The sequence below is a fragment of the Streptococcus suis genome (assembly GCA_002831545.1).
Lineage (GTDB): Bacteria > Bacillota > Bacilli > Lactobacillales > Streptococcaceae > Streptococcus > Streptococcus suis_P.
The window spans coordinates 474547-492971 of the sequence record CP025095.1 but is presented as its reverse complement, the minus strand read 5'-3'; the positions used below and the strand labels follow the sequence as shown (position 1 = coordinate 492971).

General features: G+C 42.2%; 16 protein-coding genes and 1 other RNA gene. 3 read left to right on the top strand and 14 right to left on the bottom strand.

What is annotated here, in order from left to right; genetic code table 11:
• Positions 1-129 precede the first annotated feature (129 nt).
• From CWM22_02500 to CWM22_02465, 8 genes are all read right to left on the bottom strand, one after another.
• On the bottom strand, positions 130-2124 hold the full coding sequence (locus CWM22_02500; protein AUC90865.1) for a serine/threonine protein kinase: 1995 nt from the start codon (positions 2122-2124) through the stop codon (positions 130-132).
• A complete protein-coding gene (locus CWM22_02495) occupies positions 2124-2861 on the bottom strand; it encodes a serine/threonine-protein phosphatase (protein ID AUC90864.1) in 738 nt (245 codons plus the stop codon). Before CWM22_02495 ends, CWM22_02500 begins: the two co-directional genes overlap by 1 nt.
• A 37-nt stretch (positions 2862-2898) precedes the next feature.
• Positions 2899-4212 (bottom strand): 16S rRNA (cytosine(967)-C(5))-methyltransferase RsmB, encoded by a 1314-nt coding sequence (locus tag CWM22_02490; GenBank protein AUC90863.1) that lies wholly within the window; start codon positions 4210-4212, stop codon positions 2899-2901.
• Positions 4199-5137, bottom strand: coding sequence for a methionyl-tRNA formyltransferase (locus CWM22_02485; protein ID AUC90862.1), 939 nt, complete (start codon positions 5135-5137; stop codon positions 4199-4201). The genes CWM22_02490 and CWM22_02485 overlap by 14 nt, the downstream gene beginning before the upstream one ends.
• A 143-nt stretch (positions 5138-5280) precedes the next feature.
• Positions 5281-7671, bottom strand: a complete 2391-nt coding sequence (locus tag CWM22_02480) for a primosomal protein N' (GenBank protein AUC90861.1) — start codon at positions 7669-7671, stop codon at positions 5281-5283.
• Positions 7672-7740: 69 nt separating this feature from the next.
• Positions 7741-8055: a DNA-directed RNA polymerase subunit omega gene (locus CWM22_02475; GenBank protein AUC90860.1), complete on the bottom strand. Its 315-nt coding sequence runs from the start codon at positions 8053-8055 to the stop codon at positions 7741-7743.
• 32 nt (positions 8056-8087) lie between these two features.
• Complete coding sequence (locus tag CWM22_02470; protein ID AUC90859.1) at positions 8088-8708, bottom strand: guanylate kinase; 621 nt, start codon at positions 8706-8708, stop codon at positions 8088-8090.
• A gap of 119 nt (positions 8709-8827) precedes the next feature.
• A complete protein-coding gene (locus CWM22_02465) occupies positions 8828-10441 on the bottom strand; it encodes a ribonuclease Y (protein AUC90858.1) in 1614 nt (537 codons plus the stop codon).
• A gap of 128 nt (positions 10442-10569) precedes the next feature.
• Here CWM22_02465 and CWM22_02460 point away from each other — a divergent pair, with 128 nt between their 5' ends.
• Positions 10570-11052 carry an S-ribosylhomocysteine lyase gene (locus CWM22_02460; GenBank protein ID AUC90857.1) on the top strand — a complete coding sequence of 161 codons (483 nt, stop codon included), beginning with the start codon at positions 10570-10572 and terminating at the stop codon, positions 11050-11052.
• A 92-nt stretch (positions 11053-11144) separates the two neighbouring features.
• Here the strand turns inward: CWM22_02460 and CWM22_02455 are convergent, their stop codons facing one another.
• The 6 genes from CWM22_02455 to CWM22_02430 all read right to left on the bottom strand — a co-directional run bounded on the left by CWM22_02455 (position 11145) and on the right by CWM22_02430 (position 15551).
• Complete coding sequence (locus CWM22_02455) at positions 11145-11462, bottom strand: hypothetical protein (GenBank protein AUC90856.1); 318 nt, start codon at positions 11460-11462, stop codon at positions 11145-11147.
• Positions 11428-12882, bottom strand: coding sequence for a hypothetical protein (locus tag CWM22_02450; GenBank protein AUC90855.1), 1455 nt, complete (start codon positions 12880-12882; stop codon positions 11428-11430). Before CWM22_02450 ends, CWM22_02455 begins: the two co-directional genes overlap by 35 nt.
• A gap of 9 nt (positions 12883-12891) precedes the next feature.
• Positions 12892-14049, bottom strand: a complete 1158-nt coding sequence (locus tag CWM22_02445) for an RNA methyltransferase (protein AUC90854.1) — start codon at positions 14047-14049, stop codon at positions 12892-12894.
• Between the two features lie 53 nt (positions 14050-14102).
• Positions 14103-14468: RNase P RNA component class B (gene rnpB, locus CWM22_02440), an RNA gene on the bottom strand.
• A gap of 137 nt (positions 14469-14605) precedes the next feature.
• Positions 14606-14941, bottom strand: a complete 336-nt coding sequence (locus CWM22_02435; protein AUC90853.1) for a cell division regulator GpsB — start codon at positions 14939-14941, stop codon at positions 14606-14608.
• Between the two features lie 70 nt (positions 14942-15011).
• Entirely contained in the window at positions 15012-15551 is a 540-nt protein-coding gene (locus CWM22_02430) for a DUF1273 domain-containing protein (GenBank protein ID AUC90852.1), read from the bottom strand.
• Between the two features lie 65 nt (positions 15552-15616).
• On the opposite strand from CWM22_02430, the gene CWM22_02425 reads away from it, so the two are divergent.
• Both CWM22_02425 and CWM22_02420 read left to right on the top strand, forming a co-directional pair.
• Positions 15617-16234, top strand: a complete 618-nt coding sequence (locus CWM22_02425; protein AUC90851.1) for a Holliday junction resolvase RecU — start codon at positions 15617-15619, stop codon at positions 16232-16234.
• On the top strand, positions 16203-18389 hold the full coding sequence (locus tag CWM22_02420; protein ID AUC90850.1) for a penicillin-binding protein: 2187 nt from the start codon (positions 16203-16205) through the stop codon (positions 18387-18389). Before CWM22_02425 ends, CWM22_02420 begins: the two co-directional genes overlap by 32 nt.
• Positions 18390-18425 lie beyond the last annotated feature (36 nt).

Sequence of the window (18425 nt, the reverse complement as noted above, 5' to 3'; positions counted from 1 at the left end):
ATGCAAATCACTCCTAGGCCATCACTCTTGATGGACAGAAGGAAACAATTTTGGCATAGGGGACCGCTCACAAGCTACGCTCTCTAATCAAGAGAAAAAGGTTCGGCATCTGCCCAACCTTATTCATCTTTATCGTCCGCTATCTGTTGAAGTACTTGTGCTGGTGGAACTTCCTGTTGAGGAATCGCTACTGGTGCCGGTTGATGCAACGGAGACATACAAGGTAACTGTTCCATCAATTGTTGCTCCAGCAGCAGGATATTGTCCAATGACGATGTCACTTGTCGTTGAGTAATAGCTTCTATCTTCTTGTTTTTCAATACTTTCCACATTGACGCCTAGCGTTTGTAATTGACTACGTGCCTGTGAATAGGTGTAATTGCCAGATGTTAAATCAGGCATAATCAATTCTTTTCCTTTTGAAACAACTAGATTGATGATAGAACCTTTTGTCAACTCTGCATTGGCAACGGGATCTGTACTGATAACCTGACCCGCAGTAACAGATGAGCTATATTCCTGAGTAATAGTTCCAATACTGAAGCCTGCTGTCTGAAGAATTTGAGCAGCATTCTCCTGAGTTTTTCCAACAACGTTCGGCACAACTTGTGGCGCTACTCCTTTGGAAACATAAAGGGTAATTTTTGCCCCCTTCTCAGCAGAACTATTTGCTCCTGGATCTGTTTTGATAACGAGTCCTTGGGCAACTTTTTCGCTATATTCTTCTTTTATTGTCACTTGGAAACCAAGAGCCTCCAATTCCTGCCGTGCAGTATCAGAATCCTTATCTGTCACATCTGGAATAGATACCATCGCAGCCGTTGCTACTACAATATCAATCTTACTTCCTTGACGTCTGGTCGTCTTTGCAGCCGGAGAGGTCCGTATTACCAAGCCTTCATCTACAGTCGCTGTCGCTTCTTCTGTGATGTTTCCAACTTCCAATCCTGCCACTTCAATCATTTCTGTAGCTTTTTCAACGGTTTGACCAGACACATCAGGGACTGTAACTGTTCGTGGAGTGTTGAAAAACATGAGTCCAGCCGCTATGACTGTTAACAAAATAGCCCCTATCAAGACTTTGTAGCGTGTACGCATACCTGGCCTTGGTTTTGAAACAGGCTTATTTCCCGACTTCGCCACTTCTTTCTTACCAGGCCCCTTATCCGTCGCAGAAACTTGGGCAGAACTGTTTGTATGCGGTACTTTCGTTTCAACATTGGCTTGGGAGAGTTTTGGCAAGGTTTTTGTATCAACCTTGTTCCCTTCTAGTTCAACCCTGGGTTCATTCCGACGATCCATGGATAGAGACGAAGCTAAATCTGCATACATTTCTGCAACCGACTTATAGCGCTCGTTTAATTTTTTAGCCGTTGCTTTTAGTACAACATTTTCTAAGGCCTGAGGTACGTTGGCATTCTCTTCTCTAACCGATGGGAGAGGTTTTTGGAAATGCTGAAGAGCGATCGTCACAGCACTATCTCCATCATAGGGAATACGACCCGTCAACATTTCAAAAAGGATGATCCCCATTGCATAAATGTCACTTTGAATGGTCGCTTTCGAACCACGCGCCTGCTCAGGTGAAAGATAGTGAACAGAGCCCAACATAGAGTTGGTTTGTGTCAAACTCGTTTCAGCGAAGGCAACTGCAATACCAAAGTCTGTTACTTTAGCGACTCCATTGGAAGTCAAAAGGACGTTCTGAGGTTTCAAATCTCGATGGACAATTCCTCTCGTGTGCGCCATTCGCATAGCAAGGAGAATCTGTCCCATAATTCGCACCGCAACATCGTTGGAGAGTGGTGCATTTTCTTTTATATAACGTTTTAAATCGAGGCCATTGACATATTCCATAGCCAGATACTGTTGACCATCTTCTTCGCCGATGTCCGAAATACGAACGATATTGGGATGGTCAAGTTCTGCCATGGCACGCGCTTCACGTTGAAAACGCTGGATAGCAATTTGATCTGTCTGATAGTTGGTCCGAAGAACTTTAACGGCAACCTCTTCTCCATCTAAAATCAAATCTCTTGCTAGGTAAACATCTGCCATACCGCCTCGACCAATTTGCCGAACGATTCGATACCGACCGGCAAAGATCTTACCGATTTGAATCATTACCTAGCCTCCTCCGTAATGTGAAGCAAACCTACTGTAATATTATCTAGACCGCCTGCATTATTGGCAAAACGTACAAGTGTTTCTACCTTGCTTTCAATTGAAACATCACTCAATACAATATCACGAATGTCCTCGGTTGGTACCATATTGGTTAAGCCATCGCTGTTAATAAGGACATAATCTCCAACCTCAAGAGTTTTCAAAGCAATGTCTGGTTCAATTGGTTCGGCTTGTCCAATGGACTGCGTTACAATATTTTTTTGAGGATGACGCTGTGCTTCTTCTTCTGTGAGCTGACCAGCTCGAACAAGGGCACCTACCAGCGAATGGTCGTTGGTTAGACGTGTATATTCATCATCTCTAATCAATCCAACTCGTGAATCTCCAACATGGGCATAGATCATTTGGTTGTCGATGACAACAACTGCTTCAAGAGTTGTTCCCATCCCCTTGTATTCTTCTGTCTGTCCAAGTTCATGAATCTTTTGGTTTTCAGCATCAATGATTGCAACCATCCATTCACGGACATCATTTAAGGTCACTAATTGAGTATCAACCCAAGCAGCTCCCAAATCTGTTGCTGCCATTTCACTAGCAATATGACCGGCACGGTGACCACCCATTCCATCAGCTAACACGACCAAATCAATCCCTGCGCGGTTTTTGTAGCGATTGATATAGTCTTGGTTGTTCGAACGTTTCTGTCCTACATCAGTAAGTAATGCAATTTCCATAATTTTTATCGTTGCTAAGCAACTTCCTCCTCTTATTCTAGGATTTTCGTCTAAGTTGACCGATGAAAAAGCCATCTGTCTTATACTGTTCAGGGGTTATCAACAAGCAGCCATCCACCATAATATCTATTTGAGGGTGCTCTAGTGTCACCTGTTCAAAATTGGGATGGTTTTGCAGAAATTCTTGAATAACCTCTTGATTTTCCTTAGCAATAATCGTACATGTGCTATAGGTTATTATACCACCAATTTTCAAGCTTTGGCAAACACTGTCCAGTATCTGCAACTGGATAGTCTTTAGAGAATCAAAGTCCATCGATGCCTTGTTATAACGAATATCTGGCTTACGGCGGATGAGTCCAATACCTGAACATGGGGCATCTACTAGGATTTTATCAAAGGTATCTGGACCAAATTCCTCATGAACACGACTGGCGTCCAGACCTTTGGTCTCAATCTTATCTGCTAGGCCTAAACGACGTGCGTTTTCTTCAATCAGGGTCAGTTTATGCTCGTATAAATCAAGAGCAATAACTTTACCACTTGTTAAATAGCTGGCCATGTGACAGGTTTTTCCACCCGGAGCCGCACAGGCATCCAAGATGATTTCATCTCCTTGAATATCCAAAGTCGGAGCTACCAATTGACTGGTTTCGTCTTGAATAGTGATAAGCCCTTCCTTGAAATAATCTATCCCCGCAAAGTGTCCCTGAGATTTAACCAACCCAACTGGTGATAACTGAGAGCGTTGGGCATCTAGTTCCTCTGCCAATCGCTCCACTTGTTGACCATCCGTCACGCGTACGCTAGCCTTATTCCGATCATGTAAGCTTTGGAAAATCTTCTCTGCACGTTCATCGCCATATTCTGCAATCAGGGTTTGGACCAACCAAACTGGAACAGAATACTGAACGGATAGACGTTTGTTCTTTCTTTTAATATCTGCTGGTTTCGGCAACGAATCCTGACTAAGCTTACGCAAAATAGCGTTGACAAACTTGTCTGTTCCAGGCTTTCGCTTGGCAATATTAACTGCCTCATTGACAACTGCGTGGGGGGGCAATTTGTCCAAATATACCAACTGGTAGAGGCTCAACTTGAGGAGATAGTAGACCCAAGTGTCCAACTTTTCCCTATCTTCGATAAAATGTGCCAAATACCACTCTAGGGTAATTTTACGAGAAACCGTCCCATAGACCAACTCAGTCGCCAAGCCCTTGTCCTGTGTTGATAAAGGAGAAGATTCTAGAGCCTTATTGAGTGCGATATTGGAATAAGCTCCTTGATCAAAGACTTGTTCCAATACAGATAAGGCTAAACTCCTTGCTGTTTCATGTTTATTGACCACCAAATTGATCTCCTACTGCAATATCTCGACCTGCACCATTTAAAAAGTCTGCAATGGTCATTTTTGGCTTACCAGCTGGCTGGACAGTTTTCAGAGAAAGGGCTCCCTGACCTGTCGCAATGACCAATTCTTTCTTGCTTCGAGCAATAACCCGACCGACTGGTCCTTCACCTCCTACTTCAACAGCTTCTTGAATTTTAAACCGTTCGCCTTGCCAATAGGTATAGGCAACTGGCCACGGGTACATACCGCGAATGTGATTAAATAGTTGACGAGCTGTCTTATTCCAATCCAGTACCTCTTCTTCTGGCTGGATATTTGGTGAGAAGGTTACCTGTTCTGGATTTTGAGCGACTGGTTTCAAGTCACCAGCAATATAGGCTGGTAAGGATTGTAATAATAAATCCCGACCAACAACAGCCAACTTTTCAAACAAGGTGCCGACGTTGTCACTTTCTTCAATAGCAATGCTATCGCTGGAAATCATGTCACCGGCATCCATTTCCTTAACCATTTCCATGATGGTTACGCCGGCACGTTCATCACCGTTAATCAAAGCGTAATGAATAGGGGCACCGCCACGGTATTTAGGAAGAAGAGAAGCATGAACATTGACTGCAAAGTCAACTGAGTTCAATAATTTGGTTGGTAGGAATTGCCCAAAAGCTGCCGTCACAATCCCATCTGCTCCTAAATTCATCAGCTCATCCATTTCTTGACTTCCAGATAGCTTCTCTGGTTGATAGACTGGTAAATTGTATTCCAAGGCTACTTCTTTCACAGGTGTCATTTGGATGACTTTTTTTCGTCCAACAGCTCGGTCAGGCTGGGTAACAACAGCCAGTATGTTGTAATTTCCATCAGCTAAGAGCCCTCTTAAGACCGTCGCTGAAAACGCTGGCGTTCCCATAAAAATCAACTTTGTCATCTTTGCTTTCTCATCTCCTTTACTCTATAAGGTTTCTACTAATTCTATTATCCCTTAATTATACCATTTTTGCTTATTTTTTCCTTAATTCATGCCTATTTAAAGCCTTTTAACGCAAAAAAAATAAAGCCGATTGCTCGACTTTACATCATATTCTGTGGTTCATTATCAATAATCAACCGCAAATCTTGATTTTCTCTCTCCTGCGTCCAATCCAAAATCTGATTCAATACCTCTTCCAAACGGTCTTCCTGCCGGTATTTCAAGATGATCTGGTAGTGGTAGAGATTATGGGTTCTGGCAATAGGCTTGGGCGTCGGTCCCAGGATTTGAATTGCATCTGTTAAGTGTTGACGGAGAAAGGCTACAGTTTCATAGGCTTTTTTCACGACAAATTCTTCCGACTTGTGCGAAAAGGTTAGACCAACTGTAAAATAGTAAGGTGGATAGCCAAGATTTTTCCGAATGCCCATCTCATAACGATAGAAACCTTCATAGTCCTGCTCTTTGGCAAAAGCAATGGCATAATGATTGGGGTTATAGGTCTGAATCAGGACCTCTCCTTCCTTATCAGCTCGCCCAGCCCGACCAGCTACCTGAGTCAGCAACTGGAAGGTCCGCTCAGAAGACCGAAAATCAGGCAAATTCAGAGCCGTATCCGCATTGAGCACGCCAACTAGGGTCACATTTGGAAAATCCAAGCCCTTGGCAATCATCTGAGTTCCTAGAAGAATATCCGCTTCGCCTCGACCAAACCGTTCGAGCAAGTCCTCATGAGCACCTTTTTTCTTGGTGGTATCTACATCCATCCGCAAAATTCTGGCCTCTGGCAAGAGCTCCTGTAACTCATCGTAGGCCTTTTGCGTACCAGTTCCATAATAGCGAATGGAACGACTTTGACAGTTTGGACAGGTCTGGGGAATTCCTTTTTGAAAACCACAGTAGTGGCAATTCATGGTTTTTGTATCCATGTGAAGCGTTAGGGAAATATCACAATTTGGACACTGGTCCACAGTCCCACAATCCCGACACATGACAAAAGAAGAATAGCCACGCCGATTTAACATGAGAACGACCTGTTCCTTACGAGCCAATTTTTCTCTAATCTTCTCAATCAAAACAGGGGTGAAATTGCTAGCCTCCTGCTGACCAATGTAATCTCGAAAATCCACAACTTCCACTTCTGGAATACGAGCCAAGGGATTAGCACGTTGGTTGAGCGTTAACCTACCATAAACACCTCGACTAGCCCGAGCCCGTGTTTCAAGGCTAGGGGTAGCCGAACCCAAAACCAGAGTCGCTCGATTGTAGTCTGCCCGCAACTTTGCTACATCACGCGCATGATAGCGTGGATTACTGTCCTGCTTGTAGGTCGCCTCATGCTCCTCATCAATGATGATAACACCCAAGTTTGTCAAAGGGGCAAAAATGGCCGAACGGGCCCCGACAACCACCTGGGCATTGCCTGCCTCAATCTTCCGCCACTCGTCATACTTCTCTCCATCCGACAGTCCAGAGTGGAGAATGGCAACCTGCTGACCAAAACGAGAAATAAAACGATTGGTCATTTGAGGAGTCAAGGAAATTTCAGGCACCAGCATAATAGCTGTTTTCCCCATCTTCAGAACCCTATCAATAACCTGCAGATAAACCTCCGTCTTCCCAGAGCCAGTCACTCCTTGGAGAAGAAAGGTCTGGCTTTCCTGACCGATAGAGGCCACAATCTCCCGAACTGCAATCGCCTGCTCTGGATTCAAATCCAGGGCCTGCGTTTTTTCCACCTTATCAAAAACTCCCTGAGTCCGTGACACTTCCTCTTCCCAGACTTCTATATAGCCTTTTTCTTGGAAATAGCGGAGCGTATCAGCTGAATAGTCCGATTTTAGGTTTGAAAGGAGCTGGTCTTCAGGATGAGTCAAAAGAAATTCTCTTAATTGCTGCCGTTTTTTAGCCCGATTGCTGATGTCTGCATCGTGCAATTTATCTAGACAAACCCGGTACCATTTTTCTGTCTTGATTTGCTTTTTATCCTTGGCCACATAGTCTACCAAGATTTTCCCTGACTGGGCCAGACGCATGATTTTTCCTTGCTCTTTCACGTCTAAGTCAGAAAAACGAATCTGGTCCTTATCACCGAACAGACTGACCTGCTCTGCCATTTCCAAGCCATTCCCCGGTCTGAGTAATTTGTCATAGGTGGAATTGAGAAGACTTGGCAACATGGATTTTAAGAGGGTAATTTTATAGGAGAAGACCGACTTCCTCATCTGGTCCGCCAACCAAAATTGCTCTTGATTGAGAACAGGACGATAGTCCAAAACTTCCGCAATCTCTTTCAAATCCTGCAAATCAAGTGCATCATCTTCATCAATCAAGTCAACTACAATCCCTTGAATGAGGCGATTGCCCTTGCCAAAGGGTACATGGACTCGTACACCAACCATAAGCCCCTCTTCCAACTCAGCAGGAATCCGATAAGAATAAGCTTGATCGGTCTGCATCAAGGGGACATCCACAATAACTTGTGCTAACATAGGACCTCCTTTCTTTGAATGTCCATAAGTGAAAAGAAACCCGGATGGCAAGCCCAACCGAGTTTTTTATTAAATCTTTTCGCCTTCTTCTTTTTCTTTGGCGATTTGTTCTTTGATTTTCTTCTCTTCTTCTTCTGCCAGACGTTTCGCTTCTTCCGCACGGCGACGAACTGCCTCACGTTTTGCTTCTGGATCTGGGTGGATAACCACATTACCAGATTCAATTTCTTCCAAGGCACGAAGGGTTGACTTTACTGAAGTAAATTCTTGAGTTGGTTTTGCGCCAGCTTCTAATTCATGGGCACGTTTTGCCTCAAGAATAACCAAGGAATATTTAGATGGTACCTTGTCCAACAAGGTATCGATAGATGGTTTCAACATCATAGTTCTATTCTCTACTTTCTATTAAGGTTCTATTACTTGTTCACATCACGAATCATTTCATCATAACGACCGATTACGCGATCGACACGGAAATGCTCTGCTTCGATAATACGTTTAACACGTTCTGCTGCCAAAGGAACTTCATCATTGACGACTGCATAGTCATACTCACGCATGAGGGCAATCTCTTCCTTGGCACGTTCGATACGTTGCGCAATGACTTCCTCACTGTCTGTCCCACGACCAACCAAGCGATCTTGTAATTCTTCTAAATCTGGCGGCGTCAAGAAGATGAAAACACCGTCTGGAACTTTTTTCTTGACTTGTAGAGCTCCCTGTACTTCAATTTCCAAGAAAACATCTATCCCTTTATCAAGCGTTTGGTTGACATAGGTCAAAGGAGTTCCATAGTAGTTGCCAACATACTCAGCATATTCCAACATCTGACCCTGACGAATCAAATCCTCAAACTCCTCACGGCTACGGAAGAAATAATCTACCCCATCAACCTCTCCAGGTCTCTGTGGACGTGTCGTCATGGACACAGAATATTCAAATTTATTATCCGAACTCTCGAAAATTTCCTTTCGAACCGTTCCCTTCCCAACTCCCGACGGGCCGGAAAATACGATGAGTAAGCCTCGCTCTTTCATGATATCTCCTTTAAAATCTTTCATTCTAGTGTAACAAAAATCCCTAGGAATTTCAACTGATTTTAAATGAGCAGGGTATTTTTTCAAACAGAAAGGGAGCTAGTCTAGCTCCCCCTGACTTATTTAGCAATATCTGTCGCTCTTGTTTCACGAATGACAGTGATCTTGATATTTCCTGGATAATCCAAGTTATTCTCAATTTTCTCACGAACATCATGGGCCAAGATGGTAATCTGATCATCAGTGACCTTGTTAGGATGAACGATAATCCGAATTTCACGACCAGCCTGAATAGCATAGGATTGTTTAATCCCTTCAAAACTGTTGGCGATTTCTTCCAAGTCTTGCAGACGTTTGATGTAGGCTTCCATAGATTCACGACGCGAACCTGGACGAGCAGCGCTCAGAGCATCTGCTGCAGCCACAATAACTGCAATAGTACTTGTCGCTTCTACATCGCCATGGTGACTAGCAATCGCATTGATAACAATTGGATTCTCTTTATATTTCTTAGCCAATTCTGTACCGATTTCAACGTGGCTACCATCAACCTCACGGTCAATTGCCTTACCAACATCATGGAGGAAACCAGCTCGCCGTGCCAAATTCACATTCTCGCCCAACTCAGCAGCGAGGACACCTGCTAATTTAGCAACTTCGATTGAGTGGCGAAGAACATTTTGTCCGTAAGAGGTACGGAAATGCAAACGTCCCATGATTTTAATCAAGTCTGGATGGAGGTTTGGTGCCCCAACTTCATAAGCAGCAGCTTCCCCATACTCACGAATACGATTATCCATCTCTACACGGTATTTCTCAACCAACTCCTCAATACGAGCTGGATGAATACGACCATCTTGAAGCAAGGTCTCCATGGTCATACGGGCAATCTCACGGCGAATTGGATCAAAACCTGATAGAACAACCACTTCGGGTGTATCATCAATGATAACATCGATACCTGTGAGACTTTCAAAGGTACGAATATTTCGACCCTCACGTCCAATAATCCGTCCCTTCATCGCATCATCCGGTAAATGAACCGATGTAATCGTCTGCTCAGCCACATATTCACCTGATATGCGTTGCATCGCTTGGGCTAACAAGTCCTTTGCCATCTTGTCAGAACGTTCTTTTACTTCACGCTCTGCTTCCTTGATACGAGTCGCAATTTCATGCGTCAGTTTATCACGTGTATCGGTAAGGATGATTTCCTTCGCCTCTTCTTGACTGAGGGCCGCCACTCGTTCTAACTCCAAAGCTTTTTGTTCTTCGAGTTTTACAACTTCTTGTTCACGCTCATCAATGTGCTTAGCTTTATCGGTCAGACTTTGTTCCTTTTGTTCCAAAGTCTTTTCCTTGTTGGTCAAATTATCGTCTTTGCGGTCCAAGCTGGTCGCCCGCTCTGTCAAGCGTGATTCGATTTGCTTCAACTCTTGACGTTCTGACTTAAATTCTTCTGCAATTTCTTCTCGGTACTTACGAGCTTCTTCCTTAGCTTCCAAGAGTAATTCTTTTTTCAAGGTCTGGCGATCGCGCTCAGCTGTTTTTAGAATAACCTCAGCTTGCTCTTCTGCTCGACCACGAACATTACTAGCTTCTTGTTCTGCGTTTAAAAGTGTCAATTCTGCAGTTTCTTTTGCAGATTTCATCTTCAAAGAAATGGCAAAGTAGCCAATTACTAAACCAATGAGAGCAGAAACAAGAGTCACTACTACTGTAATGATATTCATATTTCTACCTCTTTTTTATAATTCGATTTTCACAAAATCTGTTTCTATTTTATCATAATTGAACCGATTTCACAATTCCAAATTGTCAAATATGGTATAATAAATTCATCACTTATTTGGAGGAAACCATGAAAAAAGAAGTCACTGTCGAAAGCTTCGAGCTAGACCACACTATTGTGAAAGCACCTTACATCCGCTTAATTTCTGAAGAAGTCGGACCAAAAGGAGACATTATTACAAACTTTGATATTCGCCTTATCCAACCTAACGAAAATGCAATGGATACAGCTGGTCTACATACCATCGAGCATCTATTAGCTAAACTAATTCGCCAGCGCATCGATGGGCTAATCGACTGCTCTCCTTTCGGGTGTCGGACAGGTTTCCACATGATTATGTGGGGAAAACAAGACTCTGAAAAGATTGCTCAAGTCATCAAGTCGAGTTTGGAAGAAATTGCAGAAGGCATCACTTGGGAGGATGTCCCAGGAACAACCATTGAATCATGTGGTAACTACAAAGACCACAGCCTTCATTCAGCTAAAGAATGGGCCAAACTAATCCTTTCTCAGGGAATCTCTACAGATGCCTTTGAAAGAAAACCAATCTAACAAAAAAGCGGATACACCGCTCAGAACGTAGACAAACTCCTAAAATATAAAAAATTGAAGAAGTTTGCGAAAGATAGCAAGTCATTAAACTCTTAGAAACATTGATATTTCGGCATTTCTGAGAGTTTTTTATTTTCAACATAAAGAAAAAAGATTGAAGAAAATTGTCCAAAATGAACTTTTTCTTCAATCTGAAGGGAGCGGGAAAGAACTCGACTGGTCAAAAAAAGAGTTCGTCTTCCCACCCCCGCACAGTTGATTAGGTCAGATTTGGAGTGTAAAACACGAACAAATCTGCCAATCAACCACTGCGCTGAGATGTTGACACGAACCCTGAGAAGCGAGGTTGAGCTTTTTGCCCAGCCTCTTTTTTGCTTAATAATCCAAGGCATCAGAATGACCAGCACCATTGCCGACAAAGTAGCCTGTCTTACAATTTATAGAGAACAAGTAGGTCCCATCTGGTTTAAACATATTGTAGTAGCCATTACCGTTGATAATATTAACTTTTTCCAAGATATATTGATTGCCTGTTATATACCCACGTTGTTGCGAGATAGTCACAATATTTTCAAGGATACCTGGATTGAAATTCCATGCTTCATTGTTTACATCATCAATCATTGCTTGATTATAAGGAACACGACTGCGGTCACGTTGCAAGACGACACCAGCTGGTACGGCAATACCAAAGTCGGTTGTTGATCCTGAAACCGTTGTTGAAGCGACTTCTGTTGTCGCTGGTACACCAGTAGATTCAGTTTCATCAGCACCTTGGTTGCTTGTGACTGCAGCCTCACTTGCTGCCGTAGCCGAAGCGACTTCCTGTTGTGAACGACCAAAATTCACGACGGATGCCAATAGACTATCAACCGCACTAATCCCTGTCGTTGTCGCAGAAAGAGATTCTCCTGATTTAACCGTCGCCGTTGTATCAATTTCACCATTAACAACGACTTCTTTATCAAACTGACCATTAATGGCCTGAATGGCTGCAATGGCTTTTTCAAGATGATCATACTGTTCTTTAGCTTTGGTATAACTGTCCGAATTCTTATCCAATTTTTCCAACAGCACTTTCAATTCTGCTAATTTACCAAACTCTGAATTTTTTAGCTTGGTCAAACTACTATCCGTAAAGAAACTATTATAGAGCTGTTCAAAAGCAGTCACATTCGCATCTGTCGAACTTGATGCTGTCGATGACGTCTGGCTTGTACTTGTTGAACTTGAAGAAGTCGCAGTATTCGATTTGTTAACAGAATTCATCCAAACCAGCGCCGTCGCCATTACACCAATCATTGAAAGCCCTACTGCTGACCAGAAGTAAAATTTCTTTTTCTGATCCCTATCAGCGTCCTCACTATGGTCCAAGTCTTCGGCTTCATCTTCTTCCAATTCTAAACTAGAATCATCTGTCACTGGAGATAACCCCTCCATTGCTACGGTACTTGCAATCACTGTTTCTTCCAAGGTTTCCATCGGAGTTACCGAAAGTTCTTCTACAATAGGAGCAATCTCCTCACTAACTTCCGTAAGAGAAGACTCATTTGCTTCTACCTCTTCCGCGCTTTCACGTCCTTGATTTTTTTCCTCATCAGCCACCTCAACTAAAGGAAGAGGATTGATTTTGGTTTCAAATTTTTGAGATTCAATTTCTGCGCGGTGCTGCTTGATATAACGATCCAAGAGACCATCATCTTCTGTCACACCCGCTTCAATCTCCTTATGTTTTTTGACTGCTTCTTCGATTGTTAAATCTTTCGCCGCTTCAAAATCTAAAACTTTCTCCTCATCCAAAGGAAGATGATGACTATTTTTTTCTACCACGATGTCCTCCTATCCTTGCACTTGACGTTTCACTCGTTGACCAAAAAATTGATAAAGATCCACTTTTAGGGTCCCATTATATAGTTTGCGTTTCTTATCCGCTTGCTGTCCAAAACGGGTTTCAAACAACTCATCACTAGTTAGAATAAACTTAGACCATGTTTTGAGTGGTTCAAAAGTCTGCCCCATTTCTCGATACAAGGTAACAATGGCTTCATCATCCAACAAACGTTCTCCGTAAGGTGGATTAGAAATAATGACACCATTAATTTTATCTGTACGCAAGTCTTGCACACGCATTTGCTTGAAAACAATATCCTGCTCAACTCCTGCCGCCAATGCATTCTTCTTCGCAATTTCAATCATACGAGCATCAATATCTGATCCAGCAATATCTAATACCAAATCTGTTTTGATAGAAGCTTGTGCTTCTTTGCGTAATGCAGCCACCAATTGATCCTCAACCCACGGCCATTCCTCAAATGCAAAACTTCTCTTCAAACCTGGAGCTATATTTTTGGCCAACATAGCTGCCTCAATACAGAAAGTTCCCGAGCCGCAAGTAGGGTCAATAAGCGGTTTATCTGGATACCAATTCGATAATTGCAAAATAGCAGCTGCCATATTTTCTTTGATTGGTGCGCCACCTTTTTCCACCCGATAACCACGTTTGAACAAACTAGAACCTGTCGTATCAATCATGACTGTCGCCACATCTTTCAAAATCGACACTTCAATTTTAAACTCTGCCCCCATCTCTTGCAAGGGAACCCCTTCGGGACGAGAGAAGTGTTTCTGCAGTTTCTTTACAACTGCTTTCTTAGAAATAGCCTGCACACTTGGTTCATTATGCAATTTCGATTTGACACATTTGGCCTTGGAAATAGGGAACTTGCAGCCTAGAGGCAAGTAATTTTCCCAGTCCAAGTTAAAAACTCCTTGGAACAACTCTTCAAAAGTCTTTGCTGGAAATTGTCCAACAATGATTTTAATTCTATCTGCTGAACGCAGCCAGATATTGGTTTCGATAATGGATTTTACATCTCCTTGGAATCGAACACGGCCATTTTCCACTTGACATTCATAGCCGAGATTACGAATTTCTCGACCCACAACCGCTTCCAGACCTGCTGCTGCCGTCGCAATCAACTCAAATTGTTTTTTCATTTTTTTCCTCTACAATAAAAGCTAGCAGAGCTAGCTACCTATTTTATGCAATTTTCTGTAAGCCATGTTTTGTTCCGGTAGTACTAGGTTCTACCACCTTCGATAACCATCTGTCTACTGTTCTAAACAGTCAGGATTTCTGTTCATTTCCATCCATCCCATGCCCCGACCAAAGTTTGGGTTGCTAGCTTGAGGGGTTTACCGCGTTCCATTTTTTACGTTTCCATAAAAACTTCGTCACTGTGGCACTTTCAGATCTACTCTGGCATATCAAAAGACTTAGCCATTTTAACCGCCGTAACGCCCAAGGGCGTCCCTAGGCTTATTGATTCGCCTAGCACAAACACTACTGGCATCTCAGCCAGTGCTAGCATGGACTTTCCTCATGGTAGAAAACTACCACGCGATTATCCAAAAATTGCACCTTAATATCTTAGAAGTTGTATCTACAAAGCAAGCCACTTTAAATCAAGGAATATCTCTGACACAAATACAGAATGTATTTGTGCACAAGAAAATTACTGCGAATAAAGTGTCAGTTTAGGTGTACAATTTTCTATTCTTGACCCTGAACGATTTGTTTTCCAAATACTTCTTTCTCCAGACGGTTCAGACGTCGGAGAATATCAAAGTTTGTCGCTGAAGATGGACGTTCTGTACGCAATACGTCGTTCGATTCTTCAGTAGGAAGAGTTGTTTTGGGAGAATTTGCTGCCTGCGCTTTCAATCTAGCAATTTCGCCTTTTAATTCCTTGATAATCGCTTCATAAGCATCATAGTCTTTCATAATATCGTCAAGAAAATCGTTCACTTCATCTTGATCATAGCCACGAAAACCAATTTTAAAATCTTGCTCGAAAATATCTTTTGTCGTAAATTTAATACTTGCCATCTCTCTCTCCCTAATCTAAAACGTCACTACTACTATTATATTAAAAAAAATAGGGAAAAATCAAGTCAAATCACTCAGAATTTGAAAAATTTTCAGCCTCCTCATTCAATTCTTCAAAGGTAAGCGTTTTTCTATTATATCCTTCTTTCTTTAAGACCATGTGATATAAATATTTCAAATTGGTTTCATTTTCAGAATCGTAAAACAAATAACAACCTGTCGTATTATCCAGCAGAAACTGGTTATAGTCTCTAAATTGCCCTGGGTTTTCATAGCGTGGATAGGCATACTTTACAAAATCAACCTGCTTAAACCGTGCTAACTTTGCTTGGTTAGCCTCATTCCACTGTTCGCCATGATTTTCAAATGGAAATATTGTTGCAATACTCAGTTGATACCCCTCGGCTCGTAAATCTTCTAAGACTTCTAAGGCCCAGTATTCAAAGCCCAATTGACCTGTCAGTATAAACCAACTAACACCCTCTTCTAAAAAACGAATAAAATTCCTACGAATTGCAGATTTAATAATGTGCAGTCGAGGATCTTTTTCTGAAAAAATTCCCAGGTCTGTATGTCTATAACCTGTTACCAAAAGGCTCTTAGTATCCATTTCTTGTACTCTTTTCGCTAATTATGGTATAATATGCTGATATTATTTTATCAAGAAGGAGTTCTATGGTCAATTATCCTCATAAGGTGTCAAAAAAAATCAATAGAACCAGTCCTATTTCATCCCAGCGAGTAAACTTTGCTAATCGCGGAATGTCTTTTGAGGCCGCTATCAACGATAGCAATCAATATTACCTTGCGCACGGCATTGCTGTCATTCACAAGAAGCCAACTCCCGTGCAAATTGTAAAAGTTGATTACCCCAAACGGAGCCGTGCTAAGATTGTCGAAGCATACTTTCGACAGGCATCTACCACAGACTACTCTGGTGTTTTTAAAAGACATTATATTGATTTTGAAGCGAAAGAGACACGCCAAAAAGCATCTATGCCCATGAAAAATTTTCATGCGCATCAGATTGAACACATGAAACAGGTTGTAAAACAAGGTGGCATTTGTTTTGTCCTTCTTCACTTTTCAACATTAAAAGAAACCTATCTCTTGCCAGCCACTCATTTGATCGAATTTTATCAAGTAGACATGGGTAGTAAGTCGATGCCTCTAACCTTTATTCGACAATACGGCTTTGAGATTCAAATGGGGCGTTTCCCCAGCATCCCATATCTGGAAATCGTTGAAAAAAATCTATTAGGTGGTGAATCTTTTGAAAACTACAACAATTAAAAAAGCTCTTCTAATCACTGCAAATATTTTACTGGCGGGGGCTATCATTGCCTGCCTGGCCGGAGCTGCATTGGTTGTTTACTACATCCAAAGCGCCCCAGAATTGACAGAAGAATCTTTGACAGCAACTGTGTCAAGTAAAATTTACGATAAGAACGGAAATCTTATTGCAGATTTAGGAGCAGAAAAACGTTCGAATGCCAAGACTGAAGAAATTCCAACAGACTTGGTAAATGCGATTGTCGCAATCGAAGATCAACGCTTCTTCAATCATAGAGGGGTTGACGTTATTCGTATTGCAGGTTCCCTGATTAATAACTTGAGCGGAGGGCGTTTGCAGGGTGGCTCGACACTTGACCAACAGCTTATCAAGCTGACTTATTTCTCGACATCCGTAGAAGATCAAAATCTAAAACGGAAAATTCAAGAAGCTTGGTTAGCCTTGCAGCTAGAACGTAGAAATACCAAGCAGGAAATATTAACTTACTACATCAATAAAGTAAATATGTCCAATGGGAATTATGGAATGAAGACAGCTGCTAATGCATTCTTTGGTAAGGAACTGAAAGATTTAACTCTTCCTCAATTAGCCTTACTTGCAGGTATGCCACAAGCTCCAAATCAATATGATCCTTATACCAATCCAGAAGATGCAAAAGTACGTCGCGATTTGGTATTGGCTGAGATGCTAGAAGAAAAGTACATTGATAATACCCAGTATGAACAAGCTGTTCTAACACCTGTAACAGATGGTTTGCAACCACTATCTAATGCAGCTGCTTATCCTGCTTATATGGACAACTATCTGAAACAAGTCGTTGAAGAAGTTGAAGAAAAAACAGGTTACAACTTGCTGACAACAGGGATGGATGTCTATACGAACGTCGATCCTGCCGCCCAGCAACAACTTTGGAATATCTACAATACAGATATGTATGTCAGCTATCCAGATGATTTATTACAGGTAGCTTCAACGGTTGTGGATGTTTCTAATGGTAAAGTCGTTGCGCAATTAGGTGGTCGTAAACAGGAGACAAACGTCTCGTTTGGTACCAACCAAGCCGTTGAAACCAACCGTGACTTCGGTTCTACAATGAAGCCAATCACAGACTATGCTCCTGCTTTTGAAAACGGCATCTATACATCTACAGCAGATTTAATCTTAGACGGTCCTTATAACTATCCTGGTACAACAACTCCTTTCAATAACTGGGATAAACAATACTATGGTAATATCTCTGTTAAGACTGCTATTCAGTATTCTCGAAATGTTACAGCCGTTAAAGCATTGGAAGCTACAGGCTTAGAAAATGCCTTGAAATTTTTGAATAGCGTTGGTATCGATTACCCTGATATTTATTACTCTAATGCTATTTCAAGTAATACATCCGACACTGGTAGCCAGTACGGGGCAAGTAGTGAAAAGATGGCTGCTGCCTACGCCGCTTTTGCCAATGGCGGCACATACTACGCTCCGCAGTATGTCAATAAAATTGTCTTTAGTGATGGAACAGTAACAGAATACGCTCCTCAAGGTACTCAAGTCATGTCTGCCGAAACAGCCTACATGATGACCGATATGATGAAGGCTGTTATGTCTTACGGTTATGGATTAGACGCTTCTGTTAGTGGAGTTCCTATGGCAGGTAAAACAGGTACATCAAACTATACCGATAGCGAAACGGATACTATTCTAGCTGCAATTCCAGAAGCAAATTATAGCTACATGGTCGTTCCTGATGAAAACTTTGTTGGATATTCTAGTCAGTATGCAATGGCTGTTTGGACCGGATATACCAATCGTATGACTCCTATCCTTGATAACAGCATGCGAATTGCAACAGATGTCTACCACAATATGATGCTCTTTATGCATTCGGACTATACAGCTACCGATTGGGAGATGCCAAGCGGACTCGTACGTTACGGTTCCAACTACTATCTCAGAGGTAGTCGCTCACTATCCAATGCTTACAACACGTACACTAGCTATAGTACAAGTTCTTCTAGTTCGACTGAAACTAGCGAAACGGCCGAAGCGACGACAACATCAAGCGAAACATCATCTGGAACTTCCACCGAGACTGCAACTTCTTCAACTGAAACTGCAACAACAGGAAACAATCCTGCGACGGGACAGACAGATGGTCAATAAGAAAATTCCCAGACTCTTCTGGGTTTTTCTTTTGCT